This is a genomic window from Maricaulis sp. CAU 1757 (genome assembly GCF_054482675.1).
In genome coordinates this window covers 1051517-1068377 of record NZ_JBTLRI010000001.1, presented here as the reverse complement: position 1 = coordinate 1068377, position 16861 = coordinate 1051517, and the positions used below count along the sequence as shown (strand labels likewise).

Annotated in this window: 19 protein-coding genes and 1 tRNA gene; 13 read left to right on the top strand and 7 right to left on the bottom strand. The window is 65.5% G+C overall.

Annotated features, from left to right (window positions below; genetic code table 11):
* Nucleotides 1–96: 96 nt before the first annotated feature.
* From ACXYMR_RS05025 to ACXYMR_RS05015, 3 genes are read right to left on the bottom strand one after another with little or no spacing between them, the layout of a single operon-like run.
* Nucleotides 97–657, bottom strand: coding sequence for an isochorismatase family protein (locus ACXYMR_RS05025; protein ID WP_458941661.1), 561 nt, complete (start codon nucleotides 655–657; stop codon nucleotides 97–99).
* On the bottom strand, nucleotides 654–1244 hold the full coding sequence (locus tag ACXYMR_RS05020; protein ID WP_458941660.1) for a GNAT family N-acetyltransferase: 591 nt from the start codon (nucleotides 1242–1244) through the stop codon (nucleotides 654–656). Before ACXYMR_RS05020 ends, ACXYMR_RS05025 begins: the two co-directional genes overlap by 4 nt.
* An 11-nt stretch (nucleotides 1245–1255) precedes the next feature.
* Nucleotides 1256–1807, bottom strand: coding sequence for a hypothetical protein (locus tag ACXYMR_RS05015; protein WP_458941659.1), 552 nt, complete (start codon nucleotides 1805–1807; stop codon nucleotides 1256–1258).
* An 83-nt stretch (nucleotides 1808–1890) separates the two neighbouring features.
* Here ACXYMR_RS05015 and ACXYMR_RS05010 point away from each other — a divergent pair, with 83 nt between their 5' ends.
* Both ACXYMR_RS05010 and ACXYMR_RS05005 read left to right on the top strand, forming a co-directional pair.
* Nucleotides 1891–2952 carry a LysR family transcriptional regulator gene (locus ACXYMR_RS05010; RefSeq protein WP_458941658.1) on the top strand — a complete coding sequence of 354 codons (1062 nt, stop codon included), beginning with the start codon at nucleotides 1891–1893 and terminating at the stop codon, nucleotides 2950–2952.
* 7 nt (nucleotides 2953–2959) lie between these two features.
* On the top strand, nucleotides 2960–3346 hold the full coding sequence (locus ACXYMR_RS05005; protein ID WP_458941657.1) for a helix-turn-helix domain-containing protein: 387 nt from the start codon (nucleotides 2960–2962) through the stop codon (nucleotides 3344–3346).
* A gap of 88 nt (nucleotides 3347–3434) precedes the next feature.
* On the opposite strand, the gene ACXYMR_RS05000 is transcribed toward ACXYMR_RS05005, so the two are convergent.
* Both ACXYMR_RS05000 and ACXYMR_RS04995 read right to left on the bottom strand, forming a co-directional pair.
* A complete protein-coding gene (locus tag ACXYMR_RS05000; protein ID WP_458941656.1) occupies nucleotides 3435–4229 on the bottom strand; it encodes a hypothetical protein in 795 nt (264 codons plus the stop codon).
* 146 nt (nucleotides 4230–4375) lie between these two features.
* Nucleotides 4376–4450 (bottom strand) — tRNA-Gly (locus ACXYMR_RS04995).
* Between the two features lie 121 nt (nucleotides 4451–4571).
* On the opposite strand from ACXYMR_RS04995, the gene ACXYMR_RS04990 reads away from it, so the two are divergent.
* The 5 genes from ACXYMR_RS04990 to ACXYMR_RS04970 all read left to right on the top strand — a co-directional run bounded on the left by ACXYMR_RS04990 (nucleotide 4572) and on the right by ACXYMR_RS04970 (nucleotide 7514).
* Entirely contained in the window at nucleotides 4572–5093 is a 522-nt protein-coding gene (locus ACXYMR_RS04990; RefSeq protein ID WP_458941655.1) for a prolyl-tRNA synthetase associated domain-containing protein, read from the top strand.
* 62 nt (nucleotides 5094–5155) lie between these two features.
* A complete protein-coding gene (gene trxA, locus ACXYMR_RS04985; protein WP_458941654.1) occupies nucleotides 5156–6070 on the top strand; it encodes a thioredoxin in 915 nt (304 codons plus the stop codon).
* Between the two features lie 13 nt (nucleotides 6071–6083).
* Complete coding sequence (locus ACXYMR_RS04980) at nucleotides 6084–6290, top strand: Trm112 family protein (protein WP_458941653.1); 207 nt, start codon at nucleotides 6084–6086, stop codon at nucleotides 6288–6290.
* Nucleotides 6287–6592: a gamma-butyrobetaine hydroxylase family protein gene (locus tag ACXYMR_RS04975; protein WP_458941652.1), complete on the top strand. Its 306-nt coding sequence runs from the start codon at nucleotides 6287–6289 to the stop codon at nucleotides 6590–6592. Before ACXYMR_RS04980 ends, ACXYMR_RS04975 begins: the two co-directional genes overlap by 4 nt.
* A gap of 406 nt (nucleotides 6593–6998) precedes the next feature.
* Nucleotides 6999–7514 carry a DsrE family protein gene (locus ACXYMR_RS04970; RefSeq protein WP_458941651.1) on the top strand — a complete coding sequence of 172 codons (516 nt, stop codon included), beginning with the start codon at nucleotides 6999–7001 and terminating at the stop codon, nucleotides 7512–7514.
* An 8-nt stretch (nucleotides 7515–7522) separates the two neighbouring features.
* Here the strand turns inward: ACXYMR_RS04970 and ACXYMR_RS04965 are convergent, their stop codons facing one another.
* On the bottom strand, nucleotides 7523–8794 hold the full coding sequence (locus tag ACXYMR_RS04965; RefSeq protein WP_458941650.1) for a UbiH/UbiF/VisC/COQ6 family ubiquinone biosynthesis hydroxylase: 1272 nt from the start codon (nucleotides 8792–8794) through the stop codon (nucleotides 7523–7525).
* Nucleotides 8795–9196: 402 nt separating this feature from the next.
* On the opposite strand from ACXYMR_RS04965, the gene ACXYMR_RS04960 reads away from it, so the two are divergent.
* The 5 genes from ACXYMR_RS04960 (at nucleotide 9197) to xth (ending at nucleotide 15066) form a co-directional block, all read left to right on the top strand.
* Nucleotides 9197–11620 carry an FtsK/SpoIIIE family DNA translocase gene (locus ACXYMR_RS04960; RefSeq protein ID WP_458941649.1) on the top strand — a complete coding sequence of 808 codons (2424 nt, stop codon included), beginning with the start codon at nucleotides 9197–9199 and terminating at the stop codon, nucleotides 11618–11620.
* A 100-nt stretch (nucleotides 11621–11720) separates the two neighbouring features.
* Nucleotides 11721–12539 (top strand): SMP-30/gluconolactonase/LRE family protein, encoded by an 819-nt coding sequence (locus ACXYMR_RS04955; RefSeq protein ID WP_458941648.1) that lies wholly within the window; start codon nucleotides 11721–11723, stop codon nucleotides 12537–12539.
* A gap of 75 nt (nucleotides 12540–12614) precedes the next feature.
* Nucleotides 12615–13280, top strand: coding sequence for a LolA family protein (locus ACXYMR_RS04950; RefSeq protein WP_458941647.1), 666 nt, complete (start codon nucleotides 12615–12617; stop codon nucleotides 13278–13280).
* A 322-nt stretch (nucleotides 13281–13602) separates the two neighbouring features.
* Nucleotides 13603–14211: a hypothetical protein gene (locus ACXYMR_RS04945; protein ID WP_458941646.1), complete on the top strand. Its 609-nt coding sequence runs from the start codon at nucleotides 13603–13605 to the stop codon at nucleotides 14209–14211.
* A 42-nt stretch (nucleotides 14212–14253) separates the two neighbouring features.
* On the top strand, nucleotides 14254–15066 hold the full coding sequence (gene xth / locus ACXYMR_RS04940; protein WP_458941645.1) for an exodeoxyribonuclease III: 813 nt from the start codon (nucleotides 14254–14256) through the stop codon (nucleotides 15064–15066).
* 313 nt (nucleotides 15067–15379) lie between these two features.
* Here the strand turns inward: xth and ACXYMR_RS04935 are convergent, their stop codons facing one another.
* Nucleotides 15380–16066: a response regulator transcription factor gene (locus tag ACXYMR_RS04935; protein ID WP_458941644.1), complete on the bottom strand. Its 687-nt coding sequence runs from the start codon at nucleotides 16064–16066 to the stop codon at nucleotides 15380–15382.
* Between the two features lie 294 nt (nucleotides 16067–16360).
* Here ACXYMR_RS04935 and ACXYMR_RS04930 point away from each other — a divergent pair, with 294 nt between their 5' ends.
* Nucleotides 16361–16861, top strand: coding sequence for a L,D-transpeptidase family protein (locus ACXYMR_RS04930; protein WP_458941643.1), 501 nt, complete (start codon nucleotides 16361–16363; stop codon nucleotides 16859–16861).

Sequence of the window (16861 nt, the reverse complement as noted above, 5' to 3'; positions counted from 1 at the left end):
GGGTGCGCCGTCACAACAGAGATAGGAAGCATCCGTCACAAACCAAGCCCCCTGCGACCGGGTGACGCAAGGAGCAGTGAGACCGGGGCCTGGAACCTAGGAAACCGGCGCGTCGAGTTCTTCCTCGGCTTCGAAGAAGCGACCGGGAAGCTCGCGCCACCCCACGCTCGGAGCAATGCGCCCGGCCAGATCGAAAGCCACCTGGCGGGTTTCGGCAACCGAGCGCGGCTCGACCGCGAGGCTGCCGACGGCGTCCGGCACCAGGGTGATCTCGATGTCACGGGTCATGGCATCGAACAGGGTCGCCAGGATCGAGAACGGAGCGGAGAAACCGGCCAGCAGGATCGGCGCCCCATCGGCACGGGCGATGACCTGGTGGAAATAACTGTCGACGAAGGCGGACGGGCCCTGGCGCAGGAAAACCGCCTCCTTGGCCGACGGGCGCAAGGGCGCGATGGGTGCCGAGGCGGGCCGGCCCCGACCACCGGCCTGCTGGCTGTGACAGACTTTCCAGCCCCGTCGCCGCGCTTGCTGGAGAAGGGCGGCGATGCGCCGGACCACGGCGGCGTTGTCGCTATCGATGACGCCGCCGGCAGACTCGACCTGGTCCATCTGGCAATCCAGCAGGACCAGCGTGGGGTTGGCGATCACGCTCATGCTACGACCTCCGGCTTCTTGTGCGCCTTGCGGCGTTGCATGCGCTCCTGCGAATGATCCACGGGACCGGGACGGTCCCACTCGCCGTCCGGCCGGATTACCACCATCGGGTCCGTATCGATCGTGATGGCATTGGCCGGCGGTATGATGTCGCGCTCGATCTCGACATACTCATAGTCGGAGAATCCGAATGTTTCCCGACCTTTGCGCACCCTGAAGCCATGCGAGCGCCAGTACTCCACGCGCTCGACCTGGGCATGCCCGATAACCTTGCGATAGCCGCGGCGCGCGCTGTAGCGCAGCGCTTCCTGCATCAGCACCCGCATCACCCCGTCACAGCGATAGCGCTCCAGCACGGCGGCCCGCTCGACCTTGGCGAAGCCGGCGAAGAAGCGGACGCGCAGCACGCCGACCGGCTCGGCTCCCTTCCAGGCTATCAGGTGCGAGGCGGCGGCGAAGTCATTGCCATCATATTCCTCGGCATAGGGTGTTTCCTGTTCGCCCAGATAGATCACGCCACGCAGGGTCATCGCCATCACCACCTGGTCCAGGGTGTGGGCGATGGTCACTTTCAGACTATCGGTCATTACGATTTCCACTAGGCTTTCTCCCATTCGCCGAGAACGGTGTGCCGCAGAAGCAGCGCGCCGATCTTGCGCGGGAAGCCTGTACTTCCGTAAAGCGGTGTTTCGCCGTCCGGATACGCACAGATTTCGAAGTTCAGGCGCCGCATCAGCGCCTTGCCTTCGGTTGAACGGGCCCGGGCATAGACCCGGACGTCGGAATAGAAGCCCCGCCAGCCCACCAGCAAGGCGCGCAGGGCGGCCGCCTGGGCATGCGGAGAGCGACCAGCCAGGCCCCAGGACAACAGCGCGGCGGCCTTCTCATCGACACCGCACACCCAGTCACGCTGGGCATTGGCGAAGCCGAAATGACCGCCATGCAGGGCTTCGACACCCTTGTTGCTCAGAGGAATGGAGGCAACGAAACCATCAAGCCGCCCATTCCAACGACGCACGTGGAGCGAACGACGGGTCCAGTCCTGGACCCGGGCGATATCCTCCGGGCTGGCGATGTCACCGTCTATAAGTTCGTCGGCAAGGGCGTGAAATTCGCCGATCATGTCCGGCGTTACGGGCTCGAAATCCAAGGAGCCAAAGGCCTGATCGAGACGCTCCAACGGAAATTGAAAGGGCGCTGACTGTGTCTTAAGCTGCGCCTGGGGCGTGACCATTGGGTTTACTCCTTACAAAGGTTACCCATTCGTTAACACCGCACTTTGGCTGCGGCTTCGGTAAAGTTGGAATAGTGGATATTCTCGGAACAGGTATCGATGTGCGTCGCAATCTCTTCGATTGGGACGATTTGCAGATCTTCCATGCAGTCGCGACCACCGGGTCAATGAGCGCGGCCGCCCAGGCCCTGGGCTGTCAGCAATCAACCGTGTCCAAGCGCATGCGTCAGCTGGAAAGCCGGCTCGGCAGCCAGCTCATCGAGCGCCGCGCCGGCGGCGTGGTCCTCACCCCGGCCGGAGAAACCGCCCTCGACTACGCCATCACCATGCAGCGTTCGGCTCATCAGCTGGAATCGCGGGTCGCCGGACAGGACAAGGCGCTTGCGGGCGACGTGGCCGTGCGGGCTCCGGACGGCCTGGCAACCTACTGGCTGGGTCGGCACCTGCCCGAATTCATGCGCGTCAATCCCGACATCGAGCTCAGCCTCGTAAGCGACCGCTCCCCGACCGGCGGCGAAACCTTGCCGGCCCTGACGCTGACCTTCGTCCCCGAGAAATCAATGGATGCAACGGCGCTCGCGCTCGGAACCGTGCATTTCATGCCGGTCGCCTCACGCAATTTCATCACCACCTACGGCGCACCGGAGAGCCTGCCCGAACTGATGGCGCTCCGGTTTCTGCATCTCGAGCAGTATGACGCCGCCCTGACGCTGTGGGACGACAAGGCAAAGGCAGTCAATTCTCTCATTAAATATTCATACCGCACCGACATGAGCGCCGCTCTGTTCGAAGCCATTCGCCATGGTGGCGGCGTGGCCATGGCCCCGACTTATCTTGCAGCATTATATCCGGACGACTTTGTGGTTCTGGATTTCGGCTTTCACCAAGGGTTGCGTTTCTGGCTGAAATTCATGCCAGGGGCGCAAGAGATCAACCGCGTAAAATGCGTGGCTGACTGGATATGCAATGTGTTTAATCCTAAAACCAACCCATGGTTCCGAGACGAGTTCTGTCATCCGGAAGATTACAGCACTGTGGAAGTAATCCGACCGAAGAAATGAGGATGCAATGAGCGCAAGGGGTCCAACGAGCGTTGACCAACACGTGGGTGCCAGGCTTCGCCTGCGCCGCAGCCTGCTGGAAATGAGCCAGTCGGAGCTGGGCGAGAAGCTGGGCGTCACCTTTCAGCAGGTTCAGAAATACGAACGGGGGACCAACCGGATCGGCGCCAGCCGCCTGTTCCACGTCTCCAAAGTCATGCAGGTTCCGGTGTCCTACTTCTTCGAGGGCCTGGCGGAGGACGGAAATTCAGAGCTTGAGGGCGATGACTCCGACACCCTGTACGACTTCATCGCCAGCCCGGACGGCCTGGCGCTGGCCTCGGCCTTCTCGGCCATCAAGGACCAGACCGTGCGCCGCCGTGTCATCGACCTGCTGCGCTCGCTGGCCGACTAGGGCCGATCGCAAGGACAGCTCTCATCAAACCGCCGGCCCTGCCGGCGGTTTTTCATTATGTCCAACGCATCGTCTGACTGCAGTGCGATCAGTGGTCGACGTCGGCCGGGTCCATGAACGTCGCCAGGATGAGAGCCGCGATCAGCGCCGGCTCCCGGTTCGGATCGCCTTCCGGCGGCAACATGAATTCCGGAGCCATCATCCGATAGTCCATTCCCGCGATCTCGTGGACCCCGTCACGGATGATGTAGCCTGGGACTTTTCGGGTGAGAAAGTTTCCGCGGGAAAAGCTCTGAACCGCAAAGTTCAGTGTCCGGCCTTCGTAATAAAGGGCACCCGCACGATCAATGCCGAACATGCCGCGAAGCCCCCGACTGCGCGCCAGCGCAAGCTCGAAGGTGGCATCGATGGGCTCGCCTGCGCGCTCGAACGAGCAGGTATAGCCGAGGTCCTCATTGCGGAAGGTGATGAAGCTGACGGAGATGTTCAACCGCCCTCCGTCACATGAAATCGTGAGCGGACCGGATTCGAAACCTGGACCCTCAATGGTAAGATCGGCCCGCGCGCTGGCCGCTTCGCGGATCCCGAACACGCTGCTGGATCCGGCCCGCATCCGAGCCTCTCCCTGCCAGGGACCAGCCTCCCAGAGACCACGGCGGAGGCGCATTTCGTATGACACGGTGCGCTCCGCCAGGGGCAGGGAAGCGACCATTTCGGTCGGAGCTTCGCTTGGCACCGCGGCGGAATCCACAGCGACCTCGACATGCTCGTCCGTTTGCGTTGATGAGTGAAGAGGAGTGTCCGGTTCGGCTTCTTGTGAAGCATTTTCCTGGACTTGTGCGCCCAGCAGAAAGGCTGCGGTCACTGCGACAGTTAAATACATAAGTCCCCCGAGAACTGTATCCATCCCGGACCCAACCCTACAATGCAGGAACCATATTACAAGCAAGGCGTGCCCGGAGACCCCGGGTCAAACCGGCTGGGTCACAAGCCATTCATCAACGTCGAAACAAATGAGGAAGAAGAGAATGGAGCGGGCGATGAGATTCGAACTCACGACATTCACCTTGGCAAGGTGACGCTCTACCCCTGAGCTACGCCCGCTCAATCGTTGCGGGGGCATGCCCCGCCGGGGAGCGGGGTATATCGCGCAAAGCTCGGCAGATTGCAAGCACCCGATTCCGCTCTCTTGCACATGCCCGCCAAAGCCGCTTGAAAAGACACCATGACACAGGCCCAGACAGACCTCTTCGCCCGCCTTGACGCCCTCGGAATTCTCCACGAGACCCGCCACCATCCGAGGGTTTTTACAGTCGAGGAAAGTCGCGACATCAAGCTCGACATCCCGGGCGGTCACACCAAGAACCTGTTTCTCAGGGACAAGAAGGGGAGCCTCTTCCTGGTTTCCGCGCTGGCCGAGACCGTGATCCGGCTCAACCGGCTGCACACTCAGCTCGGCTGCGGTCGCCTGTCCTTCGCACCTGCCGACCTCCTGCAGCAGCATCTCGGCGTCACCCCCGGTTCGGTCACCGCCCTCGCCCTGGCCCATGACAGCGACGCTCAGGTCCGTTTCGTCCTCGACGCCGCGCTGCTCGAACATGACCAGGTGAACTTCCACCCGCTCTCCAATGACGCGACCACGACGCTGTCGAGCCGCGACCTCGTGCGCTTCGCCGAAGCCAGTGGCCACCCGCCGACCATCATCGATTTTGCCAGCCTGCAGGCCGATGCCGCCCCGGCGCAGTGAGGCCTTGCATCACCCCGCTGGCAGGTCCAACTAAGTACCAGGCAGACGCGAGGACGACCGACATGACCCTGTTCACCGATACGCCGGGCGATGACAGCCAGGACGACATCGTCAAGGACGCCACCGACCAGTCCTTCATGCAGGACGTCGTCGAGCCGTCCAAGGACGTCCCCGTCATCGTTGATTTCTGGGCCCCCTGGTGTGGCCCGTGCCGCCAGCTCGGCCCGGTCATCGAACACGCCGTCCGCCAGGCCGGCGGCGAGGTCCGTCTGGTCAAGATCAATATCGACGAGAATCCGGGCATCGCCCAGCAATTGCGCGTGCAGTCGATCCCGGCCGTCTATGCCTTCAAGAACGGCCAGCCGGTCGACGGCTTCACCGGCGCCCTGCCGGAAAGCCAGATCAAGGACTTCATCAACCGCATCTCCGGCAAGGGACCCAGCGAGGCCGAGCTGAAACAGATGGTCGACCAGGCGCAGCAGGCGCTGGACGGCGGCGATCTCGGCGGTGCCTCCCAGATGTTCGCCGGCGTGCTGCAGGTCGACCCCGGCCATCCCGGTGCCCTGGCCGGACTGGCCCGCGTCTGGCTCAAGGGCGGCGATCCGGACAAGGCGCGCGAAATCCTCGCCCAGGTGCCGGAAGACCGCGCCGACGACCCGGCCGTGGCCGGTGCCCGCTCGGCCCTGGAACTGGCCACCGGGGACAAGGCCGATGACAGCGAGACCGCAGCCCTCAAGGCCCGCGTTGAAGCCGAACCGAGCGACCTTCAGGCGCGCTACGACCTCGCCGAGGCGCTGGTCGCGTCCGGCGATCACCAGGGCGCCGTCGACCAGCTCATCGCCATCACCGCGCTTGACCGTGAATGGAATGACCAGGCCGCCCGCACCCTCCTGCTCAAGGTCTTCGAGGCCGCCGGCCCGATGAGCGAGATCACCCGCGACGGTCGCCGCCGCCTGTCCACCCTGCTGTTCTCGTAAGAAGGAGGCCGCGATGACCGACGCCAAGACCGAGCCCGTGCGCGACATCGACCCCAAACTGCTGGAGATCCTTGTCTGTCCGGTGACCCGCGGTTCGCTGCACTATGACCGCGAGGCCGGTGAACTGGTTTCGAAGGAAGCCGGTCTTGCCTATCCGGTGCGCGACGGCATCCCGATCATGTTGCCGGACGAAGCCCGCCGCCTCGGGGACAAGGGATGAGTGCCCGCCCCTGGCCGACCGAACTGCGCTTCAAATCAGCCGACAAGGTACTGCAGGTCAAATTCGAGGACGGCCGGGCCTTTGCCATCCCGTTCGAAACCCTGCGCACGGAAAGCCCCAGCGCCGAAGTCCAGGGCCACAACCCGGGTGAAAAGCGCACGATCACCGGCAAACAGGATGTCCAGGTCACCGCCGCCGAACCGGTCGGCCGCTACGCCGTGCGCCTCGTCTTCGACGACGGCCATGACAGCGGACTGTTCACCTGGGACTATCTCTACGCGCTGGGCGAAAGCGCGGGGTAGGGCGCGCCTGCTCCCCTGCCCAACTCCACCATTGTCATCCCGGCCGAATGGCCCGCGCAGGCGGGCCGCAGCGCCGGGACCCATCACCCCGGTACGGGCGGGTAATTCCACTCTCATCGAAGTCAGGCGCGTAGGGGTCCCGGACCTCCGCCCCGCCTTCGCGGGGCATACATCCGGGATGACAACCGTCAGCCAAATGACTGAGAAGAGGAGCGCCCCCAGCGCTCCCAAAGGCCCCTTCATGTCTTGCCGAGAGTCCGCCTCAGAGGGTTCATTGAGTCAAGGGTTTCAACCGCGTAGCGGCGCTTCGCGCCCTTGACTCAATGAACCCTCTGAGGCCCGCTGGCTAACAAGACAAGAATGGTCCAAACCGCGCTGTCGCGCGATCGCCCAACGGAGCCACACCATGCGCAAATTGACCCTCGCCGCCTTCATCGCCGCAAGCCTCACAACGCCCGTCCTCGCAGCCCCCGACGACTTCGCTCCCGGCCCGCTGATCGAGTCCTACGGCCCGGTCGTCCAACCCGCAGGTGCCACGCCAATCCCCGCCGACACCCGGTTCCGCGTCGCCTTCGACGCCGTAGACCGGGCCGAAGAGGGCGAGCTCAACCGCAAATTCACCTCCGCCGCCCGCTTCCTCAACATGCACGCGGCAGCCGGCGTTCCGGCGGACAACATGGAGCTGGCCTTGGTCATCCATGGGGGTGCGGTGCACGACGTGACCTCGGACGCCGCCGGGCCCAATGCCGACCTGGTCGCCACCCTGCTGGCACACAATGTCCGCATCATCGTGTGCGGCCAGAGCGCCAGCTACCAGGACGTCACCGCCGACGATCTCCTGCCCGGTGTCGAGATGGCGCTGTCGGCCATGACCGCGCACGCCCTGCTGCAGGCCGACGGCTACACGGTCAATCCGTTCTAGCGAAACCCTCAGGCGTCCAGCCGCTCGCCCTTCAGGAGGCGGGGCGGGTCGCCGGTCTCGCCGCCGGCCTGGCGCATGAAGAAGCGACGCGCCGGGCCGATCTTGTTGACCAGCGACATGCCCAGCCCGCGGATCTGCCGGATCGGTTCGATATCGTTGGAAAACAGACGGTTGAACACATCGGTTCCGGCAGCCAGCGTGGCGCTGTCGAATTTGCGCCAGTTCTCGTAGCGCCGCAGCGTCGTCAGATGGCCGATGTCCAGCCCGACGCGGCGCCCCTCGGCACACACCTCGGCCAGCGCTGCGGCATCGCGGATGCCCAGATTGTAGCCTTGCCCGGCGAGCGGGTGGATGCCGCGCGCCGCATCGCCGACAAAGGCGATGCGCTCTTCGCAGAAGCGCTCGGCGAAGCGCAGCCCCAGCGGATAGGTCCAGCGTGGGCCCACCGGCTTCACGGCTCCGAGGAAATCCCCGAACCGGTCTTCCAGCGCCTGCTGGAACACCGCCTCCGGCGCCTCCTTGAGCGCGTCGGCCAGTTCGTCCGGCTCGGTCCACACGAGGGATGAGCGATTGTCAGGAAGTGGCAGGATGGCGAACGGCCCGGCCGGCAGGAAGTATTCGTAAGCCACGCCATTGTGCGGCGCCTCATGCTGGACCGTGGCGACGATGCCCTTCTGCCGGTAGTTCCAGCCTGCCGTGCGCACGCCTGCCTGGCTGCGGATGGAGGAGAAGCGGCCGTCACAGGCGACCAGCAGCTTGCCGCCCAGCACCCGGCCATCCTCGAGCAACAAATCAATGCCGCCGGTACGATACTCGTACCGCTCGGCCCGCACCGGCGCGTACACCTTGACCGCCGGCCGCGCCTCGACCGCCTTGGCCAAGGCCTGGCGCGTATGCCGGTTCTCGGCCATCCAGCCGAGTGGTTCGCCGTCCGGACCGGCCGCGATCTCCTCGCGATCGAAGTGCAGCACGTGGGGCCCGGGACCGCCGCGCTTGGGCCCGCCATGCGGCCGCCCGTCACATACGACGATGTCCTCGATGCGCTGGGTGTGCGGCTTCAGGGCCTCGGCCACACCCAGCGCCTCGAACATGCGCCAGGAGGTATAGGCCAGCGCCGAGGCGCGGCCGTCGAATTCCGGCGCCAGCCGGGTTTCCAGCGGCGCCGCGTCGACGATGGCCACGCTCAGCCCGGCCTGCTCCAGCGCCAGGGCCAGCGTCAGCCCGGCCATGCCGCCACCGGAAATCACCACATCGCCGTCAAATGCATGTTTCTGCGTCATGCGCCCGACAATAAGGCCTTCGTGCCGCATTGGAAGCGGCCAAGGCGTCGCAGAGGCGGTGGGCGCAGTGGGGCGTCGCTCAGAGGTCGGGAGGTGAAAGCAGTCGGCGCCGGTGCGCCGCGTTTGGCCATTCATCTCTTGCCGAGAGTCCGTCTCATGGGGTGAAAGCTGTCAAAAGCCCGCTGGCTGACAAGAGATCAATGCCCTTCTCCGCGCAGTGGCGCGTTGAACTACACTTCAAGGGATCCGGAAAAACTCTCCCGTCGTCGCCCGGCCCCAGCCCTCGAAGCCCCCACGCCCGTCACCGCTTCGCAGCAGCGTTAACACTTGTTTACCCCTCGGGAACCAACGCGGCGTTAAACCTTGGGCATGAGTCGTCGAAGCGCCAGTAAATCCAGACCTGTGAAACAGGTCAAAGCCGCCAAGCGCGCGAAAACCGTGGCCCCCAGCGCGCCGCCGCCCTTGTGGCGCCTGCGCCTCGTGGATGTGGTGACCGGGGCCGTGCTGCTGGTCACCGGCGTTTTCCTGCTGGTCTCGCTGATGACGCATTCGGCGCTTGACCCGAGCTGGAACGTGGCCGGCCAGGAACCGCACGCCAACTGGCTCGGCGCGCCGGGGGCGATTACCTCCGACGCCCTGCTGCAGGCGCTCGGCTGGGCCGCTGGCGGTCCGGCCATCGCGGCGCTGATCTGGGGCGGCATCCTGGTCTGGCGCATGCCGCGGCCGCGCCCGGGCGCACTGACCGCCTGGCGCTGGATCTTCGCCGCCATTGCCACAGCCGCTTTCGCCGCCAGCCTCGCCGTCCTGCCCCTGCCGCTGAGCTGGCCGTTCGCCTCTGGTCTCGGTGGCGCGCTGGGCGACATGCTGCTTGGCCTGCTGGCCGCCCTGCCCACCCGTTTCGAACTGCCTGCGGCCCAGGGCCTGGCCGCCGGCCTGGCCCTTCTGATAGCGGTTGGCGGTGTGTTCTTCACCTTCGGCCTGCGCTCACAGGACATCAGCGCCGCTGCCGACGCCGCCGGCCTGGTCTGGGCCACGCTTCGGGTCTGGGCCGATGCCATCCGCCATCTCGACTGGCGTGCCCTGTCACCCTTCGGCGGCGGCCGTGATGATGACGAGATCGAGCGCCACGCCGGTCCCGACGAGCCGGTGCTGCGCCGCGCCATGCGCGCCGCCGACACACCCGACAGCCCTTCCCGCGCGACCGTCGCCGATGTCGATGACGAGCCGCCCGCCAGCCACGTCAAGGTCGCTGCCAGCCGCAAGGCGCGTCAGTCCGACCGCGATGCCCGTGAAGCCCAGGGCGCGCTGCCCTTCGTCCAGTCCGACAAATTCAAACTGCCGCGCCTCGACCTGCTGGCCCGGCCGGCGGTGCGCAACGACGCTGTCGACGAGCTGGCGCTGCGCCAGAATGCCGAACTTCTGCAGGGCGTGCTGGCCGATTTCGGGGTCAAGGGCGAGATCGTCCAGGTTCGACCGGGCCCGGTGGTCACCCTGTACGAATTCGAACCCGCGCCAGGGGTGAAATCCTCGCGCGTGATCAACCTCGCCGACGACATCGCCCGCTCCATGTCGACCATGGCGGCCCGCGTCGCCGTGGTGCCCGGCCGCAATGCGATTGGTATCGAGCTGCCCAACCCCAAGCGCGAGACCGTTTTCCTGCGCGCCCTGTTCAATTCCAAGCCGTTCGAGGACTCAGGCGCCGAATTGCCGTTCGCGCTGGGCGAAACAATCGGGGGCGAGCCCTTCGTCGCCGATCTGGCGCGCATGCCGCACCTGCTGATCGCCGGTACCACCGGCTCGGGCAAGTCGGTCGGCATCAATGCCATGATCCTGTCCCTGCTCTACCGGCTGCCGCCGGAAGACTGCCGGATGATCATGATCGACCCGAAAATGCTCGAACTCTCGGTCTATGATGGTATTCCGCACCTCCTGACACCTGTTGTCACCGACCCCAAGAAAGCCGTTGTGGCTCTCAAGTGGGCGGTCCGCGAGATGGAGAGCCGGTATCTGCGCATGTCCAAGATCGGCGTGCGCAATGTCGCCGGCTTCAACGAGAAAGTGGCTGACAGCCTGAAGACCGGCGAGCCACTGTCGCGCACCGTGCAGACCGGTTATGACAAGGAAACCGGCGAGCCGATCTTCGAGACCGAGGAAATCGCCGCCGAGAAGATGCCCTACATCGTCGTGGTGATCGACGAGATGGCGGATCTCATGATGGTCGCGGGCAAGGAGATCGAGGCTGCGGTGCAGCGCCTGGCCCAGATGGCCCGGGCCGCCGGCATCCACCTTGTGACCGCGACCCAGCGCCCGTCCGTAGACGTCATAACCGGCACCATCAAGGCCAATTTCCCGACCCGGATTTCCTATTCGGTGACCTCGAAGATCGACAGCCGCACCATTCTCGGCGAGCAGGGCGCCGAACAGCTGCTGGGCATGGGCGATTTGCTCTACATGGCCTCCGGCGGCCGCGTCCGGCGCCTGCACGGCCCCTTCGTGTCGGACCAGGAAGTCGAGGACGTCGCCGCATTCCTGAAGAAGCAGGGCGCTCCGGAGTATCTGGAAGCGGTCACCGCCGGCGGAGACGACGAGGACGGCACGTCCGGCCTTGAGCTCGGCGAGGAAGGCTCGGGCGACGCCCTGTTCGACCAGGCCGTGGCCGTGGTGGCGCGCGACCGCAAGGCCTCGACCTCCTATATCCAGCGCCGCCTGCAGATCGGCTATAACCGCGCCGCCACGCTGATAGAGCGGCTTGAGGAAGAAGGCATGATCGGACCTGCCGATCATGCCGGTCGACGTGAGATCTTCCTGCCCGAACACGAGGACTGAGCCGCGCTCGCAGGCTTGTGATCCGCATGGCCCTGAATTCACCTGAAACCGCCGCCCCGCTCGGCTAGCCTGCTGGCGTAGCAGCACGGGGGAGATCGGCATGTTTCTGTCATTGTTATCCAGCGTCTGTCTAGCGAGCCTGGCCGACGGCGCCGCGCCGGCCTGGACGGTGACCGGGCTCGACGCACCGGAAAGCATCATCTCGGACGGCACGGGCGGCTATGTCGTCTCCAACGTCAACGGCGCCGGCGACGCCCGGGACGGCAATGGCTATCTGGCCCGGATAGACGCTGCCGGCCGACTGGTGACACGGGAGTGGGTCAGTGGCCTGGATTCGCCCAAGGGCATGGCCCGCTTGGACGGCCGACTTTTCGTCAACGATCTCGACCATGTCGTCGAGGTCGATCTGGCCAGCGGCGAGGTCACGGGGCATCACCCGATAGAGGGAGCGGAATTTCTCAATGACGCCGCCGCCCATGACGGCGCGCTCTACCTGTCTGACAGCCGACTGGGCCGCATCTATCGCTGGCGCGACGGCGCAAGCGAAATCTGGCTGGAGGACGCCGCCCTGGCCGGCCTCAACGGCCTGCTGCCGGAGGCCGACCGCCTCCTCGTCACCACCATGGACGACGGTGCCGTGCTGGCCATCGACTGGGCCGAGCAGACGATAACCCGGCTGGCCGACGGCCTCGGCCGCCTCGACGGTATCGCTGCGGCCGGCGAGGGCCGCTATATCGTCTCCGCCTGGCCCGGCCGCGTCTGGCACCTGAATGCTGACCACAGTGTGCAGCTGGTGACCGATCGCCGCGAGGACGAGGTCTACATGAATGACCTCATCATCGACGGCGACCAACTGCTGATCCCGCACTGGCTGCCCGGCACCGTCACCGCGTGGCCGCTCGATTGCGGGTCCCCCTGAGGCGGCCCGAACGGCTGACAGCAAAATGAACATCCGGGTCTTGCTGAAGCCGCATTCATTCCCCAGCTTGGCGCCATGATTACGCTTCTTGCCAGCCTGGCCCTGCTCCAGGCCTCCGCCCCGACCGACAGCGCTGCGCCGGCAGAGCCCGCCGCCGCCATCGCCACGGACTCCGCTGCAGCGACGCTGGACCGCGACGCCGCCCTGGCCGGGATCAATGCCTGGCTCAACGACCTGACGACCCTGCGCGCGCGTTTCACCCAATACGCGCCGGACGGCTCCGTCGCCGGCGGCGTGCTGTCGCTGTCCCGCCCCGGCCGGCTCCGCTTCGAGTATGACGAGCCGAGCCCGGTCCGCGTGATCGCCGACGGCACCACCGTGGCGTTCGAAGACACGGCGCTGGAAACCATGGATCGGGCGCCCTTGCGCTCGACACCGCTGTGGTGGCTGTTGAAACCGGAGATCGACCTCGCCCGGGACGCCGAAATCGTCGACATCTCGCAGGATGCCGGGCTGCTTTATCTCACCCTCCGCGACGCTGAAGCTGAAATGCAGGGCGAGATGACCGTCGTTTTCGCTCAGCCGAGCCTCGAGCTTCGTGGCTGGTATGTGCTGGATGCACTTGGTGAAACCACGCGCGTGACGCTGAGCGATGCGAGCACCGGCATGACGCTTGATCCGCGCCTGTTTGTGATCCCCGATGAAAGTGATCGCGAAGACCGGCGACGCAATCGTCGCTAAAGAGTTGATGCTTTTACATCACACGCAAGACCTGTCTCATTTTTTATTTGTTTCCCGTGCCCGCGTGTGGCGTTATGCATGAGTTGACTGAGACGCACTGGATCGGCGTCGTCCCCCCGCTTGCGGATCCGTGCTCGGTCGCGCCGGATTGATCCCCTCCCGGCGCAGCGCTGACATTAAAGCGCACCCTGTTGCGCCCGGCTTCTCCCCCCCCTCGAAGCCGGGCGTAACTTTATCCAGATTATCCATTCTATCCGTCCCGACCCGGCCTTCGGTGCGCGCGACCCTGTGCAGGCGCCTCCGGCAGGGTTACATAACGGGCATGCGCTTTGACGATGACCCCGACCACACCGACATCCCCCGCCTGCTTGAGGAAATCCCGCTCCTCTACAAGGCCCGGGCCTTTGCCGAGAGCCTGAACGCCAATACCTGGTTCTCCCGCCTCGGCGAGCCGCTGGACGACCGCGAGAAGGCGCTGGCCCGGCTCTATCTGGACGGCCTGGGATTTCCGCACGCCGAGCCGGCCATGCTGACCGACTGGCGCGAAGCCGCGGGTGCCGCGGAATCCCTGGATCGCGACCCGGTAGGCTGGGAAGCCGAGGAAATGCTGCGCACCGGCCTGGTCTCGCGCGTCCTGGAGCGCCTCAACGAGGAGGCCGTCCAGGCCGCCCTGACGCTGATCGCCCAGAAGACCGGGGACAGCGCCAAGGACGCCGTCGAGGAAGCGGCCTCGCTGGACGATATCGAGGACATCGAACTGGTGCATGCCGCCGCCGGAGCGCTGGCCCAGGCCGCCAACGGCGCCGCCCTGGTCATCCTCGCGGAAGCCGAGGACGACGACCCGCCGCACCCCTTCCTGATGCGCTGGCGCCTGTTCGCCCGCGGCCGCTGGCCGGTCGGCCTGTCCGGCGCCACCTACAACATCCTCTGACCTGACCACCCGCATTTCGAGTACTCGCGTAAGGACGTGCCCATGACCGCTTTCACCCTGGCCAGCTGGAACATCAACTCCGTGCGCCTGCGCGCACCGATGGTCGCCGACTGGGTCGCCGAAGCCGATCCGGACGTTCTGTGCCTGCAGGAAATCAAGTGCCTGAACGAGCAATTCCCGGAAGAGGCCTTCCGCGAGATGGGCTTCAGACACTTCCACGTGCGCGGCCAGAAGGGCATGCACGGCGTCGCCATCGCCTCGAAACTTCCGCTGGAAGATCTGGGCGACGAGGAGCTCTGCCCCAAGGCCGAGGCGCGCCACCAGCGGGTCGGCGTCGAGGGTATCGAGCTGCACAATTTCTACATTCCCGCCGGCGGCGACGAGCCGGACCCGGAGACCAATCCGCGCTTCGCCCACAAGCTCGCCTTCCTCGACCGCATCGAGACCTATTTCCGCGAGCGCGACACCGCCAACACGCCGATGATCCTGGTCGGCGATTTCAACATCGCGCCCTATGAGCACGACGTCTGGTCGCACAAGCAGCTGCTCAAGGTGATCAGCCACACCCCGGTCGAGACCGAGGCCCTGGAACGCATCCGGCAGGCCGGCGAATTCGCCGACATCGCCCGCGAGCTGATCCCGATGGACGAGAAGGTCTACACTTGGTGGTCCTACCGCGCGAAGGACTGGAAAAAAGCCAATCGCGGCCGCCGCCTCGACCACATCTGGGCCTCCCCCGCCGCCCGCGAGCTCTGCCTCGCCGGCGGCCGCGACGCCTTCCGCATCGACGACCACATGCGCAGCGTTGAAAAGCCGTCGGACCATGCGCCGGTCGTGCTGCGGGTGGGTGGCTAGGAGCGCTTCCGCCGATTCCCCGCTAGGGTTTTCCTCGGCGAAGGCCGGGGCCTCCAATCCTGTCCGCGCATTAAACGGCCGGTATCGGATACAGGAAAAGCGATCCGAGGCCCCGCCATAAAGGCGGGGAAATCGGCGTGGCGACAAGCGCAAAAAAGCGGACGCAACGCGCCGGCACCTCCCCATTCATCTCTTACCGAGAGTCCGCCTCAGAGGCCCGCTGGCTGACAAGAGATCAATGGTCCAGACCGCGCCCCGCGCGTTCAACTGACGGGAAGCAATTCTCGGCCGCCCGTGGCGCACCCTGTTCCTGCTACCCCTGCAAGCGATACCCGCCACTCTCCGTCACCAGCAACCGCGCCTGGGCCGGTTCCGGTTCGATCTTCTGGCGCAGGCGATAGATGTGGGTTTCCAGCGTGTGCGTGGTGACCGCCGGATTATAGCCCCAGACCTCGTGCAGCAGCTCGTCGCGCGGCACCGGCTTGCCGCCGGCGCGGTAGAGGTATTTGAGGATGTTGGTTTCCTTCTCGGTCAGCCGGATCTTCTTCTGGTCGGCGGTGAGAAGCAGTTTCATGGCCGGGCGGAACTCGTACGGCCCGACCTGGAACACCGCGTCCTCGCTCTGCTCGTGGCTCCTCAGATGGGCGCGCACACGGGCCAGCAGGATGGAGAACTTGAACGGCTTGGTGACATAGTCATTGGCGCCGCTCTCCAGCCCGAGGATCTGGTCGGCGTCGGTATCCTGCGCCGTCAGCATGACGATCGGCGCCGAAATGCCGTTCTTGCGCATCAGCCGGCAGGCCTCGCGGCCATCCATGTCGGGCAGTTCGACATCCAGCAGGATCAGGTCCGCACGCTCGGTCTTGGCCGTGGTCATGCCGGCCCCGGCGGTCTCCGCCGACAAAGTCTTGAACTCCTCGTGAAGCGCGAACTGCTCCATCAGGGCGTCCCGCAGGTCTTCATCATCGTCGACGATGAGAATGGTCTTCTGTGCGCTCATATGACTGATCATGCCTATTTCGCGGTGCAAGGCAATTCTTGCCGGGCGGCAAACACCGCCGGGCAGAAAGTGCCGCGTTTCCGATATTGCCACGCCCCGGCTGGGCCGCGATTTGGTCCTGAATTTGCTTGGTTAATCGCAGGTCCGCCAGCCGGACCCCCATCCGTGGTGGGGAAGGCGACGGGACATCGCCCGTCATCCGACGGTGCGCCTGTCCCTCGCCGACCCGCCGCGCGGCCATACTGTTGCGCCGCCCCGGCTGACCACCGCGTCACGCTCTGATACCTGTACGTCATGGACTGGATGGTTTCCCCCGAGGGCCGCTTTGAGCTGGCCGATCGCACTGTACGCGCCGCCTTGGGAAAAGGCGGCGTCACGAAGGCGTCAGACAAGCGTGAGGGCGATGGCGCCACGCCGCTCGGTCGCTGGCCGGTGCGCCGCGTGCTGTACCGCGCAGACCGCGTGGTCCGGCCCGACACCGTCCTGCCCGTGCGCGCGCTCAGACCGGATGACGGCTGGTGTGACGCGCCGGACGACCCGGCCTACAACCGCCCGGTCCGCCGCCCCTACGCGGCCTCCCACGAGACCCTGTGGCGCGAGGACGGGCTGTACGACATCATCGTCGTGCTGGGTCACAATGATGACCCGCCCGTGCCCGGGGCCGGCTCGGCCATCTTCCTGCACTGCAAGCGCGGCGATTACGAGCCGACAGAGGGCTGTGTTGCCCTAGCCCCGTCCGATCTGCGCGATTTCCTGAAAGCCGCGCGCCCGGGTGATCACCTCGTCATCGACTAG

Bases quoted from the DNA above. Each gene is read 5' to 3' on its own strand.
- ACXYMR_RS05025 (WP_458941661.1), bottom strand. From the start codon at position 657: ATGAGCGTGATCGCCAACCCCACGCTGGTCCTGCTGGATTGCCAGATG.
- ACXYMR_RS05020 (WP_458941660.1), bottom strand. From the start codon at position 1,244: ATGACCGATAGTCTGAAAGTGACCATCGCCCACACCCTGGACCAGGTG.
- ACXYMR_RS05005 (WP_458941657.1), top strand. From the start codon at position 2,960: ATGAGCGCAAGGGGTCCAACGAGCGTTGACCAACACGTGGGTGCCAGG.
- ACXYMR_RS05000 (WP_458941656.1), bottom strand. From the start codon at position 4,229: ATGTATTTAACTGTCGCAGTGACCGCAGCCTTTCTGCTGGGCGCACAA.
- ACXYMR_RS04990 (WP_458941655.1), top strand. From the start codon at position 4,572: ATGACACAGGCCCAGACAGACCTCTTCGCCCGCCTTGACGCCCTCGGA.
- trxA (WP_458941654.1), top strand. From the start codon at position 5,156: ATGACCCTGTTCACCGATACGCCGGGCGATGACAGCCAGGACGACATC.
- ACXYMR_RS04980 (WP_458941653.1), top strand. From the start codon at position 6,084: ATGACCGACGCCAAGACCGAGCCCGTGCGCGACATCGACCCCAAACTG.
- ACXYMR_RS04975 (WP_458941652.1), top strand. From the start codon at position 6,287: ATGAGTGCCCGCCCCTGGCCGACCGAACTGCGCTTCAAATCAGCCGAC.
- ACXYMR_RS04970 (WP_458941651.1), top strand. From the start codon at position 6,999: ATGCGCAAATTGACCCTCGCCGCCTTCATCGCCGCAAGCCTCACAACG.
- ACXYMR_RS04965 (WP_458941650.1), bottom strand. From the start codon at position 8,794: ATGACGCAGAAACATGCATTTGACGGCGATGTGGTGATTTCCGGTGGC.
- ACXYMR_RS04955 (WP_458941648.1), top strand. From the start codon at position 11,721: ATGTTTCTGTCATTGTTATCCAGCGTCTGTCTAGCGAGCCTGGCCGAC.
- ACXYMR_RS04950 (WP_458941647.1), top strand. From the start codon at position 12,615: ATGATTACGCTTCTTGCCAGCCTGGCCCTGCTCCAGGCCTCCGCCCCG.
- ACXYMR_RS04945 (WP_458941646.1), top strand. From the start codon at position 13,603: ATGCGCTTTGACGATGACCCCGACCACACCGACATCCCCCGCCTGCTT.
- xth (WP_458941645.1), top strand. From the start codon at position 14,254: ATGACCGCTTTCACCCTGGCCAGCTGGAACATCAACTCCGTGCGCCTG.
- ACXYMR_RS04935 (WP_458941644.1), bottom strand. From the start codon at position 16,066: ATGAGCGCACAGAAGACCATTCTCATCGTCGACGATGATGAAGACCTG.
- ACXYMR_RS04930 (WP_458941643.1), top strand. From the start codon at position 16,361: ATGGACTGGATGGTTTCCCCCGAGGGCCGCTTTGAGCTGGCCGATCGC.